This window comes from Streptomyces sp. NPDC026246 (assembly GCF_055567995.1).
In genome coordinates this window covers 56304-77233 of sequence record NZ_JBVHPJ010000021.1, presented here as the reverse complement: position 1 = coordinate 77233, position 20930 = coordinate 56304, and the positions used below count along the sequence as shown (strand labels likewise).

The following is a 20930-nucleotide window of genomic DNA, read 5'->3' as shown; positions in this document are numbered from 1 at the left end:
CGGTGGAGGGTTGGAGTCAGCGCTCGGTGACGGCGTACAGGCGGTTGGTGCGCAGCTGCTTGAAGGCGGTGGCCTCGAAGGACGAGTAGCGGCGGGTGCGGAGGTCCTTGTACGTGTCGGCGCACATCAGCGGCTTGAGGCCGGCGCTGTTGGTGGGGCAGGTGTCGGGGTGGTTGAGGCCGATGGCGTGGGCGGTCTCGTGCCAGATGACGTTCATCCGGATCGGCTCGGAGATGTTGCTTGCCTTGAGCCAGTAGTTGCTGTTGATGAAGACGTAGGCGCCGTCGGCGGCCTGCTGGGTGTTGCCGCAGACGCCGGTGAAGGAGGCGTTGGGGCGGGTGGGGTCGGGCTTGGGCATGTAGCGGTAGGAGATGACGTGGCCGGTGACGCACTTGCCGCGGGTGACGGGGACGATCCGTGTCGTGACGGTGATCTTCACGCCGAGGTTGGTGGAGAGTTCGGCGGCGGTGTTGCGCAGGTAGGGGGTGAGCTTTGTGCGGCTGGCCGTGTCGTGGAAGGCGATCACCCAGGGCTTGGTGTCGATGTGGGTGATGCGGGGGGAGACGAGCTTCCAGCCGTTGCCTGCGGTGACGGGTCCGGTGGCGGCGTCGGAGCGGGGTGCGATGGTGAGGGCGCCGGCGGTGAGGGTGAGGGCGAACGCGGTGGTGGAGAGGGTGCGCAGGTTCATGCGCGGCGTCCCTTCGGGCGGTGGGTGGTGTCGCGGGCTTGCTGCGCGGCGGCCACTGGGCAGGCGGCTGCGTGCAGGTACTCGGCGGGCCGTCGGTAGTCGTCGTGCTCACGCTGCGGCTGGCAATGGCAGAGGGCGGACTCGAGGACGGCCAGCTCCTTCTTGATGCCGGCCAGTTCCTCCAGGGCCTGGTTGAGGCGGGATTCGAGGGAGGCGTGCATCAGGCGGCCTGCTCCTTCTCGGCGAGGGCGTGGGTGACCTGGATGGTGTGGAGGAAGCCGTCGATGTAGCCCTGGGCCCACAGGGGGTCGTAGGGGTCGGCCATGGAGGCGCGGTCGTGGGCGACGGCGGAGGGGAGCTTGCTGATGGCGTCGAGTTCGCCGTCGAAGTAGCCGGCGTTGTAGCTGTTGTCGTCCGGGTTGATGGGCGTGGTCTCGGGGGTCATGAGGCTCATGGCGTGGAGCTCCTTGGTCAGAGGGAGGCTTCGTAGGCGGACACGGCGGCGTCGGTGACGCGGTCCTGGCCGTCGCAGTGGGGGCAGGGCTTGCTGGTGTTCCGGTAGAAGCGGTGGCCCAGTTCGTGGCCCTGCTTGCGGCGCGGGCTGAGCTCCTCGTAGGGGATCTCTTCGCCGTCGGTGGTCAGGGATCCGTGACCGTGGCAGGTGAGGCAGAGTCCGTAGGCGTCGGTGAAGCCGGGCCGGGGTCCGTTGTTGTGGACGGCGGCGTGGTTGGCGGCGCGGAGGATGCGGCCGATGACCTCGGACACGGTGGGGGGCCGGGTGGCGCCGATGGGCGGGGTGGCGGCCCAGTTGGAGACGTGCTCGATGTAGTCCGGGACGTACAGGCCGGGCGCGACCGGGGTCTCGCAGACGGCGGAGTCGAGGACATCGCTGATGGCGCGGATGGCGGCCATGGCCGGCGCCGAGGCTCCGATGATGGCGAGGGAGGCGCACTCGTCGGTGGTGAACTCGGGCGGGCAGGTTCCTTCGGCGGCCATGTAGACGGCGGCGCAGACGTCCAGGGCGTCGGAGTCGGTGGCGGCGAACTGGTCGCCGGTGTGGAGGCCGAGCATGGTGAGGATGTGGGCTGCGCGCTGGAGGGTGTCGGCGGTGCTGTGCATGCGGGTCTCCCCTGGTGGTTGTTCACCCGGCGGCGCGGTGTCGTCTTCACGCGCCGCCGGGAGGTCTGCGGTGGGGTCAGGCGGTTTCGAGGTGCCAGTCGGCGCAGGTGGGGCACTGGACGCGGCCGAGGTTGTAGCCCGGGGACTCCTCGATGACGTGCGCGTCCGGGTCGTTGGCGTCGAAGATGACGGGGCAGACGCAGGAGCAGCCGCACTTGCGGATCTCGCCGACGGGGAGGCCCGCCAGCCCGGCGAGGGCCTGCATGAGGGGCAGGTAGTCGGTGTTGCTGCGTGCCTCGTCGGCCTGCTCCATGAGCTGGTCGAAGCGTTCCTGCTGGGCCTTGGTGAGGGCGTTGTAGTCGGCTTCGAGGCGTGCGGAGGCATGGGTCATCACGGCCACGGTGGCTCCAGGGATGGCGAAGAGGGGGTCAATCAGGCCTGGTTGGGGGCCTGTTGCCGTCTTGGTGGTACCACCGTACCCCTCAATGCATTGCGGTGCAATGCAAAGTGCGGGATGAGTTCACGCGGACATGAGGAAGCCCCGCACCCCCACAGGGGGGCGGGGCTTGTCCAGGCGTTCTACCTGCTCACCTTCCAGGCGCCGGATGCCGGCGTGCGTGCGCCTCCAGCAGATCGCTGAAGGACGCGTACTTGGCCTTGCCGCGCCATTCCACCGGTAGCCGGTCCTGCTTGACCCACCGGCCCAGCTTGTTCATGACCGTCTTCAGGGGGACGTCGAACTCGGGCAGCCCGGTCTCCATGAACAGCAGGGCCGCCTCCTCGTAGGAGACGGGGTCCTCGATCGGCGCCTGCTCGTCAGCGGGCGCGTAGGTGGTGATGGCCATGGGGCCTCCCATTGATCGACTCGACCACAGTTCGCAGCTACGGCGGCCGATAACGGGGTGGACCACGAGGGTCCGGTTGTGAGGGGACTGTGTTCAGTTGTTTTTGGTGATGAGTACGACTCGGGTACCCGCCGTTAGGTTGCACGCTCCTTCAAAGATTCTTTCGAAGCGACGTGCTGCCAGGCGAGGTTGGCGAGGGTCCAGGAGTGGGAGACGCCGCCGTTGCGGCGGGCGCAGTGCCGGTTGACGCAGCGGGCACGCTGGGCGGCTTGCTGCCAGAGCAGGCCGACGGTGCCGCAGGCGGGGCAGCGGTGCGGGCGGATCACCTTGTGGTCGCCGGCGCGGATGGCGTGCTCGAGGTACTGGCGATACTCGATGACGGCGCGGCGCTGCTGAACGGTTTCATCGGCGTGCTGGGTGTTGGCGGCGCACCAGGCGTAGACGGCTTCCACCCGGGCGGGCAGGGGGCCGGCGTCCGGGTTGGCTTCGCGGGTGAGCGTCTCGACTTCGCGCACGGAGGAGTGGATGTGGTCGAGGGTGGCGAGGGACAGGGGGGCGGGGGCGCTGCGGCTGGCGGAGTGCCCTTCGACGGGCCCGGTGACGGGGTGCTCGCGGAAGTACTGGGCGAGTTGGTGGAGTCTTGCTGCTGCGTTGTCCGGTGCTTCTTTGCCGTCGCCCATGGCTTCCCCGTCCCCTCGCGGCCGGCCGCCAGGGGCGCGGGTCGTCCGTACAGGGCTGTGCGGGGCGCGCGCCGGGGGCCGGATGTTGTCACTCCGGGTGATTCCGGACGCCCAATGATGGCACGCGCGGGGCAGAAGTTGAACGCGCTGCAACAAAAGATCAACGCTGGGTTCTGCGGGGTGGCCGGGCGACCCGGGAACAAGTCGCAAGAACCCCCGGCATATGCGGGCAGTTCAGTCGGCGGTCTGCACCAGCTCGGGAACCTGCCGCATGCCCCCTATGGTCGCGACCAGTTCGGCGAGCTGCTCACTGTCGATGACGCCAGTGGCGTGCGAGCCCTCGAGGGTGCGTTCCAGGACGTCGAGAGTGCGCAGGAAGGTGATGGCGGTGCCGGGGTCGGTGAGGGACTGGCCGGCCTCGTTGAAGGACTGCTCGATCTGCTCGGCCCATCCGGCGAGGGGGCTGCGCTGGCGGGGGGTGCGCTCGGGGTTGTTGCCCGGTGGTGTGGTCATGGTGGTCCACCGTCCCCTGGTCGTGGCGCGGGCCCCGCTTTTGCGGTGCTTGTCGATGGAGACAACGGGCGCGGGACCGGATGTGTTCAGGTAGGGACGCTCGGGGTGGTCGGGGATAGCTGGCTCTGCTGCGGACATGAGGGCGTCACCCGCTTCTCCGGCAGATGGTGGGAAGGGCTCGTACACCCGTCGTGGTCGGCGTTCGACGGGTCCCCGCAGTGCGGCTGCCAGTCCGAACCGCAGGACGCCACTGTGACACCGTTTGGAGTTGGTGGGTAATGCAGGGCTGTGATTTCACCAGCCCGTGACCGTATCCGTCACTGTGGTGGCTCATTTCCTCACATGAGGTGAGCGTGACGTGCAATTCCACGTGAAATTTCGTGGATGGAGTGGTGTGGGAATGCCCCCGCACGAGCCGCTGGGGATGGTGTTGCCGACAACATCGACCAGTGGGCGGGTGAGGGGGCGTTGAGACCTCACAGCCCCGCCGAGTGGGCATGGCCGTGCGATGCACGTGAGTGTAGTTCCGGACCACCTAAGGGGGGTAGGGCTTGTTCCCCATCCTGTTGCGGGACTGGTCGGTGCCGGGATGGTGCAGGGGGTCGGCCCGAGCCGGGGAGCGGGGGCGCCGGTACGGCTGCGAACGCACCCCCGGTTCCTCGGCTGGGCGGCCGGCCACCCACCGGGTGGGGGGTCGGCCCTTTCACTAGATCCGGTAAAGGGCGCTGGTGGAAGGGGTTTCACGACTTGGCCACAGCACTTCACCCGAACGGGTGATCGAAAACCCTGGCAATCTGGCCGCTATTGGACAACGCGTCGACAGGTGGTGTCCGGGGACGACGAAGGCGGCCCCGCACCCTGCCCGGGGGCAGGGGCAGGAGAACGGGGCCGTGAAGCGGTCGCCGGATATTCAGGAGTCGGCCTGCTCGGTGAAGGACCGCAGGAGCTCGTGCAGGCGGCCCGGGGCTCGCTGTTGTGCCTTCATGAGGGAGACCCGAATGAACTCGAGGTACAGGTCGTCGTCGCGGATCTTCCGGTCGAGATGCATGGCGACGACGCCGGGCTTGTCGTACTCCAGCACGCGCATACCGCCGTGCTCGCCGCTGGCGGGCTGCGACGGCACTGTCGGGCTCGCCGCTGCGGCCGCTGGGGCCTCCTGCACGGCGGTTGCCGCACGTGACCCCGGCGCAGCCGTCGTTTCCTGCGGCAGTCCTGGCTTCTGAACCGCGGTGGAGGAGACGTCCCGTGTCTCGCCGGCGGCCCGTGTAGGCGCCTCGGCTGCCGACGGGGTGTATACCGCGGTATACGCCTGCTGCTCCGTCACCGGCGCCGAGACCGGTGCAGGCTCTGGAGTCGGCTTGGGTGTCCGCGGCTGCTCCTGGTCGGCCTTCCAGGTGGCGTACTGCTCGTCAGGGGGCAGGGACGCGTAGCGGCGCATGTCGCGGAACGCGGTCAGCTTCCCTTCCAGGACCAGCTGCACCATCTCGTCGGACAGCCGCAACAATCCGATCCGCTGGTTGAACCACGCCTTCGACTTGCCCATGGCGCGGGCGGCCGCGGCCTGGTTGCCGTCGTGGAGGTCGAGCATGGCCCGTAGGCCGTCGGCTTCCTCGATGGGGTTGAAGTTGGCGCGTTGGACGTTCTCCGACAGCACCGCGGCAAGGAACCGGACCCGCGATTCGGTGAGGTCGTGCCGCAGCATCAGGTCGAGACTGTCGAGGCCGACCTTGACGGCTGCGCGCCAGCGGCGTTCGCCGGCGGCCATGACGTATCGGCAGCCCTCAGGCAGGAGCTCCGCGTGCTCGGGATGCAGCTTCAGGTAGGAGGACTTGTTGACCGCCACGCACGGCTGGAGTTGCCCGCCCCGCATGTCCTCGCCGAGCTCGATGAGGTCCGTCTCATCGAAGGCCCGCCGCGGGTTGAGCGGGGTGGGGGCAACGGACGCCGGGGGAACGTGGATCAGCTCGGGGCGGCTGGCCCCGGGAACGGCCTCCACCTTGCTGCTCGCGAGGGAGGCGAGGGAGACGCGCTTACCGGAGGCCATCACCGGCGCCCTCCGTATCCACGCTCCAGGGCCAGGCGGAAGTAGTCCTCGCGGGCGCGGAGCGTGGTGCCGTTGTCAGCGTACTGGGTGACGACCTTGCCTTCGGCGGCCGCCCTGGTGTGGATCTTGTAGCGGCGGATGACGGTCTTCGCTCGGGGCCAGCCCATGGCGTCGATGTAGGCGATGGTGTCCTCGAGGTCGGCCTTGCCGTCGCGGGGATCCCAGGCGTTGATGACGACCGTGTAGGGCAGTCCGCGGGGGGCGATGACGCGTTCGATGGTTCGTGCCGTGGGGTCGAACGCGAGGGGCTCGGGCGGCATCGGCACCAGGACGTCGTCCGCAACGTCGAGGGCGGCAGCCAGGATGTGCTCGTTCTCGAGACTGCCGGGGGTGTCGATGAAGATGTGCTGCCGGTCGTCGTTGTCGCCCAGGACGTCGTGGGTGACGGCGGCAAGGTTGACGGCGGTGGTGGTCTTGCCGACGCCGCCCTTCTGGTTGGCGATGACGTGGATCTGCGCGCCGAGGTTCTTCAGGCCGGCGAGGCTTTCGGGGTCTTCGTGGGCGGCGGCGAAGTCGAAGGGCAGATTGTCGCCGACGCGGTCGGCCCACCATATGGTCGACCCTTGGGGGTCGGTGGACACGACGAGGACTGAGGAAGGCATGGTGCTCCGTTCCGTGTGCTTCCCGAGCCGGGGCTCGGTACTCGGACGGGCCATAGCTTCTCAGATGGGTGGGGTGGTTCCGCGGATTGGGCGGCAGCTTCACTGCGAAGGGCGTATACCGCGGTATACGCATGGGCCGGGTCGAGCCCGCTTCACGGACTCGCGCCGGGCAGCTCTCCATCCATGTACAGCCGCACCAAGGGATCCTGCGCATAGGCGAGGCGCCCGTAGCGCAGAACGCCCTCGAGGCTGAAGCGTCCCTCTCGGGCCACGACTTTCTGCGCCAGCGACACCATGCCCGCCGCGAGTTCGGCGTCGAAGCCGAACTCTTCCTGCAACTCCTGCACCAGCTGCTGCTCGTCATGACTGTCCATGAACGGCTAACGAGCCGCGGGCACAGTGGGGCTCGCGTATACCGCGGTATACGCCGTGCCGGATTATCACGGCGTGATAGTCGACTGCTCGTCGTCCTCGTCGTCTCGGGTGTCCGCGTAGGGCTGGCCGTCGGTGTAGACGGGCTCACGGAACAGCTCGCGATGCCGGTAGGGCACGGGAGTGAGTTCCGGCTTGTCGGCCGGCTGGAGCGTGGCTTTGCGGAGGATGCGCGCGGCTTGGGCGCCGAACTGTCGGGCGGCCTCGGCGGAGGACGGAGCGGGCACGGTGACGGTGGTGGGCATCAGGGCCTCCCGGCGAGGGACAGGGCCGGTGCGGCCGCCTCAGGCTCCGGCTGGTTGGTGGGGATGAGGTGGAGTCGGGCCCACCGGTCGAGCCAGGCGCGTTCGTCGGCGTCCTCGAGGGCGTGCCAGTTGGCGGGGTAGCGGGTGGTGGGCTGGGGCATGGCGGCTCCGTTCGTGCGCGGTGATCGCCTTCACGGTGCACCAGAACCGGTGCGACGTTCCCCCGGCTCAGGCCGCACCGAACAGCCGGCGCGGGATGTCGCCTCCGGCGCGCTCTTGGCGGGCGCGGGCGATGGCGGCACGGCGGACGATCTCGTCGCGCTCGACCTGGGCGCCGGCGAGCCGGTCGAGTTCCCACACGGCGTCGCGGTGCTCGGTCTCGGGCTGCCGGTTGGCGCGCAGTGCGGCCTCCTGCCGCTCGAGGGCTTCGATGACGTAGGGGTTGGTGGGCTGCTTGTCGGGCCGGTGGGTGAGCGCGGCTTGGAGGGCGGCTTGGTAGCCGGGTGAGGCGGTCTCCCGGGTCTTCACCGGCGCCTCGCGCTCCGGCGCGGCAGGGCCTCCGGTGTATACCGCGGTAAACGCATCGGGCTGCTGCACGCTGCCGACCGGCAGGACGCGGATGGTGCGGACAACGGGCCGGCCGAGTTTGTCGTTGATTTGCTTGGCGAGCTGACCGCCGAGGAGGCGCAGTCCGGATGCGACTGCGTAGTTGGCGGGCCGGAGGTCCAGACGGCCGCGGTGCGGGTCGTAGGCGACGGGCTGCACGGTGTCGGCGTACTGGGGGCAGAGGGTGGGCCACTGGTCGATGACGCCGCCGCCAGCGACTCCGGTGTCGAGGTTGATGTCGGCCCCGAGTGTGGTGAGGGCTGTGGCGAGGGTGACGGGGTCGCGGCCGTCGCAGCGGCGCACGGTCCGCGGGCGGCGGGCCTTGGTCGGGGCGGTGGGTGTGGTGCGGGCGGTGGTCTTGTAGGCGGCGAGGGCCTGCCGGGCGAGGTCCTTCCCGGACAGTTGCGGGACCTCAGTCATTCAGTTCCTCCAGAATCCGGACGGGGATGCCGGCCTGCTTGGCGCGGCGGATGCAGTCGGCGGTGCCGCGGGAGTTGTTCCGGTGGAAGGCCAGGACCAGATCGATGCCCATATCGACCATGAGTTGGTTGCGGTGGTGGCCAGCCAGGGGGCAGTACTCGCCTCCCCGGCGTGTGGTCTTCCGGTGCGGGGTGGGCGGGCAGGCGTCGGTGCAGGGACCTGACCAGTTCGCGGGAACCGCGTGGTGGAAGACGTGGTTGTCGATGGCCCACTGCTTGGCGATGGCGTCGGCTCCGGTGGGGCAGTCCCCGTGGACGACGGTGAAGTCCACCTCTGGGGACACCGTCTGTGTGGCGTCGTGCCATGCGTCCAGAAGCGCATCTGCGACGGTCTGTTCGTCGTCCCAGGTGCGTGATCCGGTGACCAGCACATGGACTTCCTTCATGGCGCCTACGACTCGCCTGATGACAGGCTCGGGAAGAGCACGGTTCAGCTTCTCTGCCAGATGGGGCGCGGCGAGTCGCATCTGCATCAACCACGTCTTGTTGATGCAGCCGACGACCAGCAGGCCGTGGATGGCATCGAACCAGGCCAGATCCCAGCCCGACGGTTCGGACCGTGAGAAGACGGACTTCCAGGCAGCGGTGAGCTCGCTGCTGATGGTCGGATTGGTCACGCCCATGCTCCTTGGCGCTCGAGACGGGCGGCCTTAGCAACTGCGTACTGGCAGAGGGGTACGTCGTACAGGTCGATGGCGTCGTCGGGGTCTTCCGCGTAGTGGGCCGCGACTTCCTCCCACTGGTCCCAGCCGTAGAGCTGGGCGCGCTTGCGGTCCTCGTCGGTGCGCTCCGGCTCGGGGTCCGCTGCGGGCTGGGGCAGCAGGGCGCGCAGGGCAGCCAGCTCGCGGTAAGCGGTGGAGTCCTCCCAAGCGACGGCCTGCGCCAGATCCTGCTCGTGGGCCGTGGCCTTGGCGATCTGGGCGCGGATGAACGCGTCCGGGCGGCTCGGCTTCCAGCGGACGCCGGCGCACATGCCGTGGAGTTCGTCGGCGATGCGCAGGGCGTCCCAGCCGCGGTCGGTCCACGGGCGGAGCACGTACTCCAGGCGCCGCAGCGGCACCGACTGGGTCCAGTTCACCAGGGCCCGCACCAGGCGGGTCGTCTTGCTGGCCTTCTCGACGTCCGCAGCGGTGCGGCGCCGCCCGTTCTTGCTGCTGCTCTGGTGGGGGATCCGGGTCTTCGGCTGCCGAGCCTGCGAGGTGTAGTTACTACCCCCCACTACCTTCAGCTTTCCCTCTTCCTCTACCCAGGTAAGGGAAGGGGGCTCAAGGCCCTCACAACGAGGGTTATCCACAGGGGAGTTATCCACAGGCCCCGAGGGGTCGGAGGCCGGGTTCAAAGCCCGGTTTTGGTCTCGGGCCTGGCCACGCTGGTCGATGATGATGCGCGCTCCGTAACCGGTGCCGACGATGGTGTGCCCCATGGCGTGGTCGTAGACCGGGGGGATGACGGCGGCGTACACGGTGGCGGTGGCGGCGTAGCCCTTGAGCCCCATCGCGCGGCGGATGTTGATGCGGGTGCCGTGCTGGGCCCAGGCGAGGGCGCCGAGCTGCCGGAGGTAGGAGACGTGCCGCTTCACGGTGGCGCGGCCGATGCCGAGTCGTGCGGCGGTCTCGTCGAGGCAGTAGCGGACGTGCCCCGTGTCGTAGTCCATGCGGTCGGCGAGGTCCTCGGCGACGCGCAGGGTGGTCTGGTTGGCCTTCGGGTGGAGGCCGGCCGCGATGAGCCAGGCGACGGCGCGGCGCCACTTGCGGGGGCCGGTGTGGCGGCTGCGGGTGGTGTCGATCTCCTGCTCTCGAGCGGGCACGGGGGCGTATTCGGGGCACTGGGTGTCGCCCGCGTGGGGGGAGATTCCTCGCGTTTCGGGCCCGCGAGAAGCGCCAAGCTGACAAAGAGGGGTGCGCTGAGGCACTATGTACCTGCTTCCAGTAAGGCGGACGGCACAAAAGGGCCCCCGCTCTGGTGGTGAAGGTGGTTCGACCAGAACCTGTTGGACGCCCTCGGGGTGGCACCCGATGGGCCTTAGCTCGGCTGGCAGGCCGGGCCGTGGTACGAGGGCCGTGAGGCTCGGAAGGTGTCGGCAAACACCAACCGGCTAGGCCCAGGCGGTAGAGGAAGCGCTCCCCGGCAAGGGAGCGGCAAGACCTCCCGCCTCAGCTACTCGCTACGTCATCTCGTCTCTTCCGCTCGATGAGGTCTGCGCCGGAGCAGGCGCAGAAACCTGATTACGCAGGGCACGACAGGCCGGACGTCGGCACAACAACCGAGCGTCGACTTTGGTCACGTCCACCAGGCTGGACAGATCGGCGTTGTAGCCCAGTTCCAGGGACCCATTACAGGCCGCCACGGAAGTGCCGTAGGCGTACCCGGTGCCTGTGACGGCAGTGTGCACCGTGACGTTCGGCTTGTACGACCAGTCGCTGCGCCCCTCGCCGTTGTTGCCGCCAGCGAGTACCGCGCCCCTCAAGGTGAGGACACGGCGAGGCTCGCTTGCAGTGGCGGGGTGATAGTCGGCAGGGCGGTTCTCCGCGTGCTGCACGATCTCGTCGTGGTAGTCGGCCACCTCGATGGAGGCCGAACGCCGGCTCACGCGACTGAGGAGGTAGAAGGGACAGGGACCGCATTGCGCCGCGGCGGTGTGATGTTCACGCCGGAAATGCGGGTCGACCTGTCTACGGGGTCTGGTCCCCGGGTACTCTTGGCCATCGTCGGCACCTTCTGTTGGAGGTTGTGTGTCGGCCCGGCCCCGCTCCTGGTGTTGGTAGCACCGGGGTTACAGCGGGGCCGTTCCTTTGTCTTGTCGGCCGGGACCACATCTGAGTGGTCGTCTGGCGCAGGCACCAGCCTATCGGTTCGAGCCCTCATCTGTCCCAGCTCCTTCCCCTTGTGTCTCACGAGCCGCTCATCACACAAACCGTGACGAGTCGTCAGTGCTCCCGGGCTATCTCGCCGTCCGCCGGATGCGCCGCAACCTCCGGCGCCACCAGACGCCGCGACCGCTCCACACTCCCGCCCATCGCATGGAACCCCGCCGCCGCGAACTCCCCGACTATCCGGTCCATCTCATCCCGGTACAGGCGCGGCGACGCCGACCGGCGCCCCGCATGCAACCCCACCGCCAACGCCCGATCCCACACCGCCTGAATCAACGCCGGATCCTCGTCCGGCCACAGGTCCACAGCCAGCCTGTCCGGACGGCCCACCGTCTCCAACTGCGCGTTGGCGATCAGCCCGGCGAGGAACGCACCCGACGACATCGCCCGGCCCGTCAGCACCGCGTCCGTCTGCATCGCCACGAACCCGGCCTCGTCCTGAGCATCAGAGGCGGCGGGAGTGGTGTTGGGGTGGGTGGTCATGCTGCGGCCTCCAGGCGGCGAGTGGACGAGTACAGGGGGGTGACGGTCGCGGCCGGCGCCGCATCGTCGAAGAAGGGAAGGGGCAGCTGGCCGCGGACCGCGGTGACCCGCCTGCGCCGCGACCTCACCACGCGCGGAAGGGCCTCCGGCGCGCGCTCCACCGGCAACACCGCCGGACGGTCCACCGCGGCCAGGGCGGCGGGCTTCGTCGGAGTCGGCGGCGGCACCGCCGGCACAGTGCCGTCATCCGCCACCAGCTCCACACCATCCAGCAGACCCCGCTCAGCCGCAGCCGCCAAGGCGCGCATCCGGGGCGCATCCTTCGACAGACCCAACTTCGTGACGATGCTCGACCTCTGCCAATTCGCCGTCCGCACATCCAGGCCCGCCGCCTCCGCCACCGCGTACGCGTCCCAGCACACCGCCAGAGCCCGAAGCACAGCCAACTTCTGCGGCGTCCGAAGCGCATCATCCGGCGCCGCCACCGCCTCCGGCCGCGACTCCACAAGAGCCCTGTGCCGCTCCAGCGACCGACGACCACCCCACACACCGTCCGGCTCCGCCACCTTCGGCATGCCGTTCACCCACACCACCGACGACGCATACGCGTCACAGGCGACCATCACCGGGCAGTTCAGGCACACCTCCACCGCAGCCGCCTCGCGGGCTTTCCGCTTCGGCTGAGACTCCGGCACCCACGCGTCCGGCGCATGATGCGCACCCACCGGCAACGACGGGTCCCCCGCCATCCGCGACGGATCATCCACATCCGGAGCGCACCCCCGATACCGGAAATACGGGTGCTCCAGCCACTCCCTACGCAGCTGCACGCTGCTCTTGTCCGACCGCATCACCGCGGGCCTCCTTCCACCGGCACCTCGAACACGCCCTCGTCCTCCTCCGCGGCCAGGCCCGCGGCCGCCGTCACCGCCTCCCGCACCAGCAACGGATCCACCCGCGACCGAAACCGCGCCAACTCCTCCCCCAACGCCGCGTTGTCGTGACACACCCGGCCCGCCATCAGCCGCTCCGCCACCGCCGCACGCCGCAACCGACGCTCACGACGCCGCATCTGGGCGTAGACGGCGACGGCCGCCACGGTGAGCACCGCGACGGCCGTCAACGTTCGAGCAGATATCAAGACGCTCACCTCCAGAACAGGGGAAGGACTCAACAACCAGAACCCCGGCTCACGGCCGGTACAGAGACCCCGTGCGCGCGGCCTCCCGTGCGGCACGCTCCGCCGCCTCACGAGCAGCCACAGCAGCCGCCTCGCCGGCATTCAGCGCCGCCTCGTCGACCGCGGACTGATCCGACACCGGACGCGCCCGCCACGCCTCCAACGCCGCACGATGCTCCGGGCCCCGCGTCCACGACGACGGACACACCCGCTCCCACCACAACGCCAGCCCCGTACCGGCAACCGACACGACCAGGACGGCCGGCACCACCCACCGCTCCGGATGAGCAACCAGCCACGACACGAGCTCAGACACGACAAGACCTCGATCCGGCACGACGGCCATAGAAGGGTGAGATGAAACGAGGCGCCCCAAGACGGGGACTTGGGAGGGCAGCGCCCTCGAGGGCCCGCAGAGCGCGAGCTCAGGAGTGGTTCAGGCAGCCACGGCCAAGCCGTGAGTCGCCCGGCCGTGAAGGACGCGAAGGGCATGAGCGCCTTGCTGCCACACAACGCCGTTGCCAATCGCACGGAGCTGGTCTCTGCGAGTCAGACCAGGCACGCCGGTGATGTGGCCGGCCGGAGCACCGATCATCCACTCGCTGAACACCGGGCTGAGGCGACGCTTGCCCTGCGCGCCGGGCTCGGTGGGAGAGGGAGCTGGTCGACCGGCGACTGGCTCCCAACGCCGGATGGCAGGACCGTAGTCGGTACCGTCCGCGGTCACCCAGTTCTGGGCGCCAGGCTCGGCCAGCATTTGAGCGGCTATGGCGAGCGGCGTGCCCTGCCCGTTGCCGTTGATGCCCTTGGCCTTATTGCGCTCTCTGCGGGACCGCCACGATTCGAGCGACTCGCCGTCATTGAAGTTCCCCGCATTCGGAGTTGGTAGCAGAGTCACCACCGCGCCCGTCAGTGTCGGGTTCCCCCGCGAGTAGGTGAGGCTGGCCCGGTCGCCGTCCGAGGCGACCGGGGTCGGTAGGAAGCTCAGGCGTCCGGAGTCGGCAGCAGCGTCACCGCGGTCCGCAGGTTCATCCCGCCCGCCCGCTTCGGCGTCGTTCCCGGCCCGCCCGTTCCGTCGGAGGTCGTTGGGGTTGGCATCAGCGCGCCAGGCGAGGATGAACTCCCGCCACCGTTCGTGCGGTGCTCCGACGGCGGGATCGCTGGCGGGAAGACCGAGCCACTCCGCATCGAACCCGAGGTCGGCCAAGTCCCCGAGTACAGCTCCGAGTGCTCGCAGAACAGGTTCCTCGCCGCGGTCTCCCACACACCACGGGCAGGGTTCCAGGTCGCTATGGGCTGGGGCCGAGCAGAGTCCACGGACATTTTCGATCACCACGAATCGGGGGTTGAGGGCCTTGATGCCAGCCGCGCAGTGCAGCCACAGGCCGGAACGAGTACCGGGCAGGAGCCCCGTGCCGAGGCCGGCGAGGGACAAGTCCTGGCAGGGAAAGCCCATCGCTGCGAGGTCGATGGGCCCGTGCTCAGCGGCAACCTGGGCCCAGTCGAGGGCAGTGATGTCGCCAAGGTTCGGCACTGTGGGCCAGTGGTGAGCGAGGATCTTCGACGCGCCCGGGTCAGGGTCGGCATGGAAGACCGTCTCACCACCGAACGCCGCCTGCACAGCCATCTCCAGCCCGCCGAACCCCGAGCAGAAAGACGCGATCCGCGGGCCGGCCATCAGGCGGCCTGCCCTTCCCCGGCGCCGCCCAGGTTCCCGCCTCCGACGGCCTGCTGCTTGGCTCCCGGCTTGGTGGCACCGATCGCGGCCAGTCGGGCCAGATGCTCGGGACGAACACCCCGGGCCTGTGCGGCACTGTGCAGATCGCGCACAGGGCCCACGGTCTCGGCAGCATGCGCGTCACGCAGATCGGCCAGGCACGCCAGGTACTCCGGAGGCGCACCTGCCGCCTCAGCAGCGGCCAGGATCGCGGCGAGCTGCTCAGCATCGGCCGTCTCGGCGGCCTCGGCGAGGTAGTCACGCGTTGGCGTGGCCTCGGCCAGCGGAGTGTCCGGCCTTGACTGCACGACAGTCACACGCGGCTGGGCCTGCTCCGGCTCCGGGTTGTCGGCCTGCGCCATCTCCTCAGCCGTGTACACCCCCGCCAGATCGTGGGGGAACGCCATCCGCAGCGCCAGCGCCTCCGCGCACTTCGCCGTCATCGTTGCGGGCATCTTGCCCCACAGCCCGATCGGCTTGTCGTCCTTATTGGTCTGCACGTACTCGCTGTACTTCGCCACCGCCGGGAACCGCTGACCATCCCGAACCACCACCACCTTCGCGGCAGCCGGCGGCTCGTCCGACAGCCACACGTCGAACCACTTGCCCGACGAGTCGCACCACACGGTGTCCTCGTAACCCAGCCGGTGACCGGCCTTCGCCGCCGCACGGTGCGCGGTCACCCGGTAGCCGTCGATGCTCGTCTGCGGCGTGAACACCTTCCGGCCGGCACGCCGGTCGTAGCGTCCGATCAGATAGATCTGCCGGGAGAACGGGTCCAACTGCGTGCGCTGGCACAGGTGCAGGAAGCTGGACAGCTCGGCGCTGGTGACCTCGTTGTCGATGCCGGACTGCTGAAGGACGGCTGCCTGCTCGGGGGTCCATGCGGTCTGCTCGGGCCGGATGGCGAGCGCGCCACCGGTCTTGTTGGCCTGGTTTTGGGTGTACGAGGTGGGGCCCTCCGCCATCGTGCCGGCGGGGGCCTCAATGGCATTCGCCATGTGAGGTCTCTCCTATGAGGTTGTGCTCAGTGAAAGGTGGGGCGACAGGCCGATGCGGTTGTCGGCGTCCACACCGACCCGCCCCAAGAAAGCGCTACTCGACCGGGTCCGTGTCCACCGTCGCCACGTCCACGCCCAGCTCCTCGGCCATGAACGAGATCGCGATCGACGACTGCGTCACCCGGTAGCCGGCCTCGCGGGTCAGCTCCGTCTTGCGGGCGTCGATCTGCTTACGCAGTGAGTCGTCCACGCGCACGTTCAGCACGACCTTGTTGGATGTCGGGCTCGGCGCCAGCTTCGGCGGCAGCCACTCACCCGCCAGCACCTTCCGGAACCCGTCCGCGACCACCGAACCCAGCGTCACACCGAACTCGTCGGCCTTCGCCTTCAACTGGTCACGCAATTCCCGGTCGATCGTCAGCGGCAGGTTCGTCCCGCCGGAACTCTCCGTGGACCGCAGCATCGTCCACCCGCCCGGAGCGGCAACGGCCCGAACGTCAGCAGCGGAGTCCGGGTAGCCGGCCTCCTCCAGACGGTCGGCGGCGGTCAGCAGGCGGTCGCGCATAGGGCGAGGCACGCGGCGGTGTCCTTTCGGCGGGCGCCGCCCGAACCGAGCGTGGCCAGGCGGACGCGTGGGGGCGTTGGCCACCAGTTTCCTCCAATCTGCATTGCAACGCCATGCCCGAAGGGCGGCGGTCGGAGCGGCGCCCCAACAACCTCAACAGTACAGGCATACGCATTGCAATGCAATGTGTCTTGGTCTACGGTGGAACCACACCGCACCAACCAGGGGGACACCGATGAGGCACACCGCGAAGCAGACCACCACCCAAACCCTCACCGACCTCTACCGCGCCATCGACCGCCAGCACGCCGTCACCATCACCTACCTCGACGAGAACGGCGAGGAGACCATCCGCACCGTCGAACCCTGGGACATCCGCACCACCAAGAACGGACGCATCCAGCTCCGCGCCGGCTGCCGCCTCCGCGGCGACGCCCGCTCCTTCTACGTCGACCAGATCGTGAGCTACACGCTTCACCGGATCGGCTTCGTCCTGGAGCAGCCGGAGGCAACGACCCCCGCCGGACGCGGCATCGTGGTCCGCAGCGAGCAGCAGCTCATCGCCCGCGAACTCGGACGCGACTACCTCCCCACCCGCCGCATCACCCGCGACCAAACCGACCTCGCCGCCTAAGGAAGACGATGACCGAAGAGCCGTATGAGCTGATCACTCCTGAACGAGCCAAGGAGCTTCGCCGTGCCGCCGCCCACCAAGCCGGAATGATCCTCATCACCGCCATACGTGCTGGCTGGGATCCCGAGCACTACTTCCCGAACGAGGCCGAACGAGACCTGGTCCTGGAAGAGGTCGAGCGCATTGGCTATGAGATCAAGGCACGCGCCATCGTTGGCACCTCGCAGCCCTGTGGCGAATGCGGCTTCCCGTATCGGGTGAAGTCCGACGGCACGATGCACCGTCACACCGGCGTAAGTCCGTCCGGCTTCTCGACCGGCAAGCCCTGCCCTGGTGTTGGGAAGCCTCCGCGGGCTTGATCCCGGACACGACGAAGGCCACCTCCCGAACCGGGGGTGGCCTCAACTCACACTGATTGCGCACGCGCAGCGTACTACCGGATCACCTAAGCCCGCTAGATCCGTTTCGGAAGACACTGGAGTCATGGACAGCCAACGGCAGGAAGCGCTGCTCATCGACCCCGGCGGGTCCGCCCGGGTGTGGTGCCGCGACTGCAAGAAGGAACTCACCGATCCGATCAGCCGTCAGCGGCGGCTAGGGCCCGAGTGCGATCCAGAGCCGCGCCACGGATACGACCGACACGACGTCGACCAAGACCCCATACCGGGTTTGTGAGGGGCGCGCCGCCCGGTGTACTCCCGGGACGGCGCTTGACCGTCTCCCCCTGGTTTCACAGGCCGATCATTGCGCAGATGACCTTGGCGAGTACAGCCGCGGCCACACTGCTGACGACCTGTCCGAGGCCACGCAGGACGTGGGCACGGACCTTCTGGTGATTCTTCAAAGGGGTTCCCTTCTCCAAAGCGTCCCGCCCGTCCTCGTGTGGGAGCGGCTCCGCCTCGGCAGACCGAGGCGAGATGCACCCCCAACCGGGGTTGGGCGGATGAAGCTTGGGGAGAGGCCCACCGGAACACTAGCGGGGACCGCGGGCTCCGGGGAGCCGATCTAGGAAAGTGGCCGGCCTGACACGCCGCGGGCCGAGCGGGGGGAATGCTCCGCCGGTTCGGGCATAGCGTGCTTCCAGTACCACGACGAGACCCCTGTGATGGCCCGCCCCATCCGGAATCTGATCTTTACGTAAAACCTCGGGAGACCCCCACCCCCAACCGCCCGTCGTGGTACAGGGCCCGCACCCGACCCCGCCCCTCGCCCACGCGCCCTCCCCTAGTGGAGTGGGGCCCGAGGTTTTACTAAAGATCTTGATCTGGGGTGCGGGGCGGGCATACTGAAGCCTCATGGACCCCCTCACGCTCCTCGACGACTGGCTGACCACCGCGCCCCTGCGCTCCTCCAGCCGCATCGAATACCAGCGTGAGGTGAGTCGCTGGCTCACCTGGTGCACCACACAAAAGCCGCCCGTGGACCCCTTCGACTGCGGCATCGAGCACGTCGCAGCCTGGGCCGGCACCTATCTCGTGGAGCAGCTCGACGGCCGCCCCTTCGACGGCCCCGCCGCCCTCGCCCACGTCGCCGAACACCACCGCGCCGCCGCACTCACCCACGACCGGCGCATCACCGCACTCACCCAGTTCTACGAGGCCGCCAAAGACCGCGGAACCATCCGCCTCGTCCCCGACCTCACCATGCTCCGCTCCGGCGTCGACCGCGACGCCAACCCACCCCGCCGCCTCACCCCCATGGAACGCGCCGTCTTTTTGACCTGCATCGGCATGTGGGGACCCGACCGCGCCCGCCACTACCGCCGCGACCGCCTCATCGCCTACCTCCTCCTCGAAGGCCTCCGTCCGGCGGAAGTCGCCCGCGTCGACATGCGCCACATGTACGACCTCGGCGACGGCACCTGGGAAGTCCGGGCGCCGGACTACGAGTACGAGAACGTCGGCAAGAAGCACGTCCTGGAGCCGCTCACCGCCGCGGCGCTGAAGGAGTACCTGCCGCACCGCATCCGCCCCGACGACGACGTCCACACCCTCATCACCGTCCAGGGCGGCCGCCCCATCGAGTCCAGCTACCCCAACATGATCATCCGGCAGATGGCCGCCACCCACCCCCTCCTCGCCGAACGCACACCCCCGGTCACCGCCGACACCCTCGCCCACACCGGTTTCTGGGACGTGCCGCCAACTGGCCCTTAGCACCAACAGGCCGGCGCCCGCAGCGGATTCTGGGGAACCGGCGGCCCACGGCTAGCATGCCGGGCACGCCGACCACGAGGACCCGCCCATGCCCCGCGCCACCACATCCCCAATCCACATCGAGTTCCAGATCCCGCCGGGTGTCGTCACGAACGTGGCAGTCGCTGTCTGCGTCTTCGGCATGACCGGCGCGTCCGTCATCCTGGGTACGGCGCTGTTCGGGTCCGAGGAGAAGAGCGAGCGGGCATTCCGGCTGATCGACCGGCTGAGGAAGGCGCCCGCCCCTGAGAAGTCCCAGCCGTCCCCGCACGCTCGGAGCAGGACGGGGTTGACCGGCCGCGCGGAGAGCGCCCGTGCCGCTACGGTGCAGACGTGACCAAGCGACGCCGCGGCAAGCCCCGCCGCCGACAGCAGACCCAGGACGCCACCAGCACGAGCCCACGCGAGTGGGATGTCGCGGCCGCCGAGCGGGAGTTCGCCCGGAACAAGGCCCGCATCGACGCCGGCGCCACCTACCGGGCCCGGCAGTCCACCGGCTGGCGCCTGGGCGGATCCCCCTCCACCGCAGGCGAGATCAAGCGCTAGGTGAGGTCCGCGGTGGAGTTGTCGTCCCAGCCGTCCTCGATCTGGAAGTAGCCGTTCATCGAGCGTGAGTGGCGTGCCCATCCGCCCTGGTCGGCGATGACGATGGCGTCCTTGCCCTGCTTGCGGGCGGTGGAGGCGTGGCCGATACGGAGGCTGTGGCCGGTCCAGGCGAGCGTGACGCCGGCGCGGACGCTGATGCGCTTGATGGCGCGGGTGACGGAGTCGGGGACCATGCCTCCGGTGACAGCGTCCCAGCGGTTGATGCCGACGAACGCGGGCGCGTCTGGAGCCGACCACTTGGGGTCGGCTTCGGCGGCCAGGCGTTCCCGGTACGCCTTCCACGCCTCGACGGGGCAGATCTCTGGGTCCTTCTGGTAGAGGATTTTGGCGTCGCGGACGCTGTGCTTGGTCTTGCCGGTGAGGATGGAGACGATCAGGCCGCGCTGGTGGAGGGTCACGTCTCGGGCGAGCAGGCCCGCCGGGTCCTGGGCGCGGGCGGCGTAGTGGAAGCTGGTGAGGATGAGGGCCTTGTCCCGGTGGCCGGCGAGGGTGTCGGGGCAGGCGCGGACGACGCGGTAGAGGTCGGGGACTTGGGCGGCGGCGGCTTTGCCGCGGCCGCGGCGCTCCTTGTTCTTCAGCAGCTTGACGGCCAGGCCCTCGAGGGCGGTGCGTGCTTCGGCTTGGTCGTCGCGGGTGACGGTGACGCCGCGGCGGCGGAGTTCGACCACGGTGCCGGCGAGGATGGTGGACGCCGAACTGGGGGCGTAGCCGGTGCCGTTGGTCTGGCCTTGGCGGAGTAGCCAGGCGACGTAGGCGACGAGCGCGCCGCGGGAGCCCTCGAGCAGGGGGAAGTCTTGAGTGGTGGTGAAGCGTTCCCAGACGCGCCAGGCTTTGGCGTAGGTGTCGGTGGTGTTTTCGGCGGTGATTTCGCGGCGGACAGCGTCGGCGAGGTCTTCGGCTTGGGCGAGGCGGTGGGCGGTGTCGATGCCGTGCCGTTCGGCCCACTTCTGGATGAGGGCCGAACGCTCGGGCGAGGCCGCGGGTTGAAGTTCGTTGCTCATGATGCTCGGAGCTGCTCGCCGCGTCGGATGTACTGGCCGTTGCGGTGGTCGAAGATGAGGGCGCTGCCCGGTTTGACTCCGATACTCCTCCGGATGGGCATGTCGTACAGCGTGCAGCCCTCGAGGCCTTCGGCGTCCGTGGGGTGGAGGAACAGCTCGAGTCGGTCGGAGTTCGTGATGGTGAGTGCCCAGTCCCGGCTGTGGTGGATCTCTGACCAGAGCGGCGTGGACATCAGGCGCTCGATGGCGTCATGCGGATCGGTCACTGCCCCGCTCCCTATGTGATCGGATAAGGAAAGCTTATCCGACGCCACACACGATGATCCCTCCGCCGTTCGATGCGTTCGATTCTTGCTCAGGAG

General features: G+C 68.9%; 32 protein-coding genes. 6 read left to right on the top strand and 26 right to left on the bottom strand.

Going from position 1 to position 20930, the window contains the following annotated elements; translation table 11 throughout:
• Positions 1–16 precede the first annotated feature (16 nt).
• From ACZ4M5_RS33720 to ACZ4M5_RS33605, 24 genes are all read right to left on the bottom strand, one after another.
• Positions 17–688, bottom strand: coding sequence for a hypothetical protein (locus ACZ4M5_RS33720; protein ID WP_467742742.1), 672 nt, complete (start codon positions 686–688; stop codon positions 17–19).
• A complete protein-coding gene (locus tag ACZ4M5_RS33715) occupies positions 685–909 on the bottom strand; it encodes a hypothetical protein (RefSeq protein ID WP_467742740.1) in 225 nt (74 codons plus the stop codon). Before ACZ4M5_RS33715 ends, ACZ4M5_RS33720 begins: the two co-directional genes overlap by 4 nt.
• Positions 909–1142: a hypothetical protein gene (locus ACZ4M5_RS33710; RefSeq protein ID WP_467742738.1), complete on the bottom strand. Its 234-nt coding sequence runs from the start codon at positions 1140–1142 to the stop codon at positions 909–911. The genes ACZ4M5_RS33715 and ACZ4M5_RS33710 overlap by 1 nt, the downstream gene beginning before the upstream one ends.
• 17 nt (positions 1143–1159) lie before the next feature.
• Positions 1160–1807: a DUF6197 family protein gene (locus tag ACZ4M5_RS33705; RefSeq protein ID WP_467742736.1), complete on the bottom strand. Its 648-nt coding sequence runs from the start codon at positions 1805–1807 to the stop codon at positions 1160–1162.
• Between the two features lie 76 nt (positions 1808–1883).
• Complete coding sequence (locus ACZ4M5_RS33700; RefSeq protein ID WP_467742734.1) at positions 1884–2198, bottom strand: hypothetical protein; 315 nt, start codon at positions 2196–2198, stop codon at positions 1884–1886.
• A 196-nt stretch (positions 2199–2394) separates the two neighbouring features.
• Positions 2395–2652, bottom strand: coding sequence for a hypothetical protein (locus tag ACZ4M5_RS33695; protein WP_467742732.1), 258 nt, complete (start codon positions 2650–2652; stop codon positions 2395–2397).
• Between the two features lie 134 nt (positions 2653–2786).
• Entirely contained in the window at positions 2787–3332 is a 546-nt protein-coding gene (locus ACZ4M5_RS33690) for a hypothetical protein (RefSeq protein WP_467742730.1), read from the bottom strand.
• Positions 3333–3566: 234 nt separating this feature from the next.
• Positions 3567–3845 carry a hypothetical protein gene (locus ACZ4M5_RS33685; protein WP_467742728.1) on the bottom strand — a complete coding sequence of 93 codons (279 nt, stop codon included), beginning with the start codon at positions 3843–3845 and terminating at the stop codon, positions 3567–3569.
• A gap of 910 nt (positions 3846–4755) precedes the next feature.
• Entirely contained in the window at positions 4756–5889 is a 1134-nt protein-coding gene (locus ACZ4M5_RS33680; RefSeq protein ID WP_467742726.1) for a ParB/RepB/Spo0J family partition protein, read from the bottom strand.
• Positions 5889–6551 carry a ParA family protein gene (locus tag ACZ4M5_RS33675; RefSeq protein WP_467742725.1) on the bottom strand — a complete coding sequence of 221 codons (663 nt, stop codon included), beginning with the start codon at positions 6549–6551 and terminating at the stop codon, positions 5889–5891. Before ACZ4M5_RS33675 ends, ACZ4M5_RS33680 begins: the two co-directional genes overlap by 1 nt.
• Positions 6552–6703: 152 nt before the next feature.
• Positions 6704–6925 carry a hypothetical protein gene (locus tag ACZ4M5_RS33670; protein WP_467742723.1) on the bottom strand — a complete coding sequence of 74 codons (222 nt, stop codon included), beginning with the start codon at positions 6923–6925 and terminating at the stop codon, positions 6704–6706.
• 66 nt (positions 6926–6991) lie between these two features.
• Positions 6992–7228 carry a hypothetical protein gene (locus tag ACZ4M5_RS33665; protein ID WP_467742721.1) on the bottom strand — a complete coding sequence of 79 codons (237 nt, stop codon included), beginning with the start codon at positions 7226–7228 and terminating at the stop codon, positions 6992–6994.
• Positions 7228–7389 carry a hypothetical protein gene (locus ACZ4M5_RS33660; RefSeq protein WP_467742719.1) on the bottom strand — a complete coding sequence of 54 codons (162 nt, stop codon included), beginning with the start codon at positions 7387–7389 and terminating at the stop codon, positions 7228–7230. The genes ACZ4M5_RS33665 and ACZ4M5_RS33660 overlap by 1 nt, the downstream gene beginning before the upstream one ends.
• Positions 7390–7456: 67 nt before the next feature.
• On the bottom strand, positions 7457–8254 hold the full coding sequence (locus ACZ4M5_RS33655) for a DciA family protein (RefSeq protein ID WP_467742717.1): 798 nt from the start codon (positions 8252–8254) through the stop codon (positions 7457–7459).
• The gene (locus ACZ4M5_RS33650; protein ID WP_467742715.1) at positions 8247–8930 is read right to left on the bottom strand and encodes an SLOG family protein; all 684 of its coding nucleotides are present in this window, start codon (positions 8928–8930) and stop codon (positions 8247–8249) included. Before ACZ4M5_RS33650 ends, ACZ4M5_RS33655 begins: the two co-directional genes overlap by 8 nt.
• A complete protein-coding gene (locus ACZ4M5_RS33645) occupies positions 8927–10120 on the bottom strand; it encodes a cell wall protein (RefSeq protein ID WP_467742713.1) in 1194 nt (397 codons plus the stop codon). Before ACZ4M5_RS33645 ends, ACZ4M5_RS33650 begins: the two co-directional genes overlap by 4 nt.
• Positions 10121–10477: 357 nt before the next feature.
• On the bottom strand, positions 10478–10903 hold the full coding sequence (locus ACZ4M5_RS33640) for a hypothetical protein (RefSeq protein WP_467742711.1): 426 nt from the start codon (positions 10901–10903) through the stop codon (positions 10478–10480).
• Between the two features lie 337 nt (positions 10904–11240).
• On the bottom strand, positions 11241–11669 hold the full coding sequence (locus tag ACZ4M5_RS33635) for a hypothetical protein (protein ID WP_467742709.1): 429 nt from the start codon (positions 11667–11669) through the stop codon (positions 11241–11243).
• Positions 11666–12520: a WhiB family transcriptional regulator gene (locus ACZ4M5_RS33630; RefSeq protein ID WP_467742707.1), complete on the bottom strand. Its 855-nt coding sequence runs from the start codon at positions 12518–12520 to the stop codon at positions 11666–11668. Before ACZ4M5_RS33630 ends, ACZ4M5_RS33635 begins: the two co-directional genes overlap by 4 nt.
• On the bottom strand, positions 12520–12810 hold the full coding sequence (locus ACZ4M5_RS33625) for a hypothetical protein (RefSeq protein ID WP_467742705.1): 291 nt from the start codon (positions 12808–12810) through the stop codon (positions 12520–12522). The genes ACZ4M5_RS33630 and ACZ4M5_RS33625 overlap by 1 nt, the downstream gene beginning before the upstream one ends.
• 49 nt (positions 12811–12859) lie before the next feature.
• Complete coding sequence (locus tag ACZ4M5_RS33620) at positions 12860–13165, bottom strand: hypothetical protein (protein ID WP_467742703.1); 306 nt, start codon at positions 13163–13165, stop codon at positions 12860–12862.
• A 120-nt stretch (positions 13166–13285) separates the two neighbouring features.
• Positions 13286–14527: a DNA cytosine methyltransferase gene (locus ACZ4M5_RS33615; protein WP_467742701.1), complete on the bottom strand. Its 1242-nt coding sequence runs from the start codon at positions 14525–14527 to the stop codon at positions 13286–13288.
• Positions 14527–15567, bottom strand: coding sequence for a phage recombination protein Bet (bet, locus tag ACZ4M5_RS33610; protein WP_467742699.1), 1041 nt, complete (start codon positions 15565–15567; stop codon positions 14527–14529). The genes ACZ4M5_RS33615 and bet overlap by 1 nt, the downstream gene beginning before the upstream one ends.
• A gap of 94 nt (positions 15568–15661) precedes the next feature.
• A complete protein-coding gene (locus ACZ4M5_RS33605; protein ID WP_467742697.1) occupies positions 15662–16132 on the bottom strand; it encodes a hypothetical protein in 471 nt (156 codons plus the stop codon).
• A gap of 235 nt (positions 16133–16367) precedes the next feature.
• Here ACZ4M5_RS33605 and ACZ4M5_RS33600 point away from each other — a divergent pair, with 235 nt between their 5' ends.
• The 6 genes from ACZ4M5_RS33600 (at position 16368) to ACZ4M5_RS33575 (ending at position 19507) form a co-directional block, all read left to right on the top strand.
• A complete protein-coding gene (locus ACZ4M5_RS33600; RefSeq protein ID WP_467742695.1) occupies positions 16368–16766 on the top strand; it encodes a WYL domain-containing protein in 399 nt (132 codons plus the stop codon).
• An 8-nt stretch (positions 16767–16774) separates the two neighbouring features.
• Entirely contained in the window at positions 16775–17125 is a 351-nt protein-coding gene (locus ACZ4M5_RS33595) for a hypothetical protein (RefSeq protein WP_467742693.1), read from the top strand.
• A gap of 124 nt (positions 17126–17249) precedes the next feature.
• On the top strand, positions 17250–17441 hold the full coding sequence (locus tag ACZ4M5_RS33590; RefSeq protein WP_467742691.1) for a DUF6011 domain-containing protein: 192 nt from the start codon (positions 17250–17252) through the stop codon (positions 17439–17441).
• Positions 17442–18061: 620 nt separating this feature from the next.
• A complete protein-coding gene (locus ACZ4M5_RS33585) occupies positions 18062–18922 on the top strand; it encodes a hypothetical protein (RefSeq protein WP_467742689.1) in 861 nt (286 codons plus the stop codon).
• 154 nt (positions 18923–19076) lie between these two features.
• Positions 19077–19298 carry a hypothetical protein gene (locus tag ACZ4M5_RS33580; RefSeq protein ID WP_467742687.1) on the top strand — a complete coding sequence of 74 codons (222 nt, stop codon included), beginning with the start codon at positions 19077–19079 and terminating at the stop codon, positions 19296–19298.
• Positions 19295–19507: a hypothetical protein gene (locus ACZ4M5_RS33575; protein ID WP_467742685.1), complete on the top strand. Its 213-nt coding sequence runs from the start codon at positions 19295–19297 to the stop codon at positions 19505–19507. Before ACZ4M5_RS33580 ends, ACZ4M5_RS33575 begins: the two co-directional genes overlap by 4 nt.
• On the opposite strand, the gene ACZ4M5_RS33570 is transcribed toward ACZ4M5_RS33575, so the two are convergent.
• Both ACZ4M5_RS33570 and ACZ4M5_RS33565 read right to left on the bottom strand, forming a co-directional pair.
• Positions 19504–20568, bottom strand: a complete 1065-nt coding sequence (locus ACZ4M5_RS33570) for a tyrosine-type recombinase/integrase (protein WP_467742683.1) — start codon at positions 20566–20568, stop codon at positions 19504–19506. The two genes, ACZ4M5_RS33575 and ACZ4M5_RS33570, sit on opposite strands and share 4 nt — an antisense overlap.
• Positions 20565–20834, bottom strand: a complete 270-nt coding sequence (locus ACZ4M5_RS33565; RefSeq protein WP_467742681.1) for a hypothetical protein — start codon at positions 20832–20834, stop codon at positions 20565–20567. The genes ACZ4M5_RS33570 and ACZ4M5_RS33565 overlap by 4 nt, the downstream gene beginning before the upstream one ends.
• Positions 20835–20930: the final 96 nt, after the last annotated feature.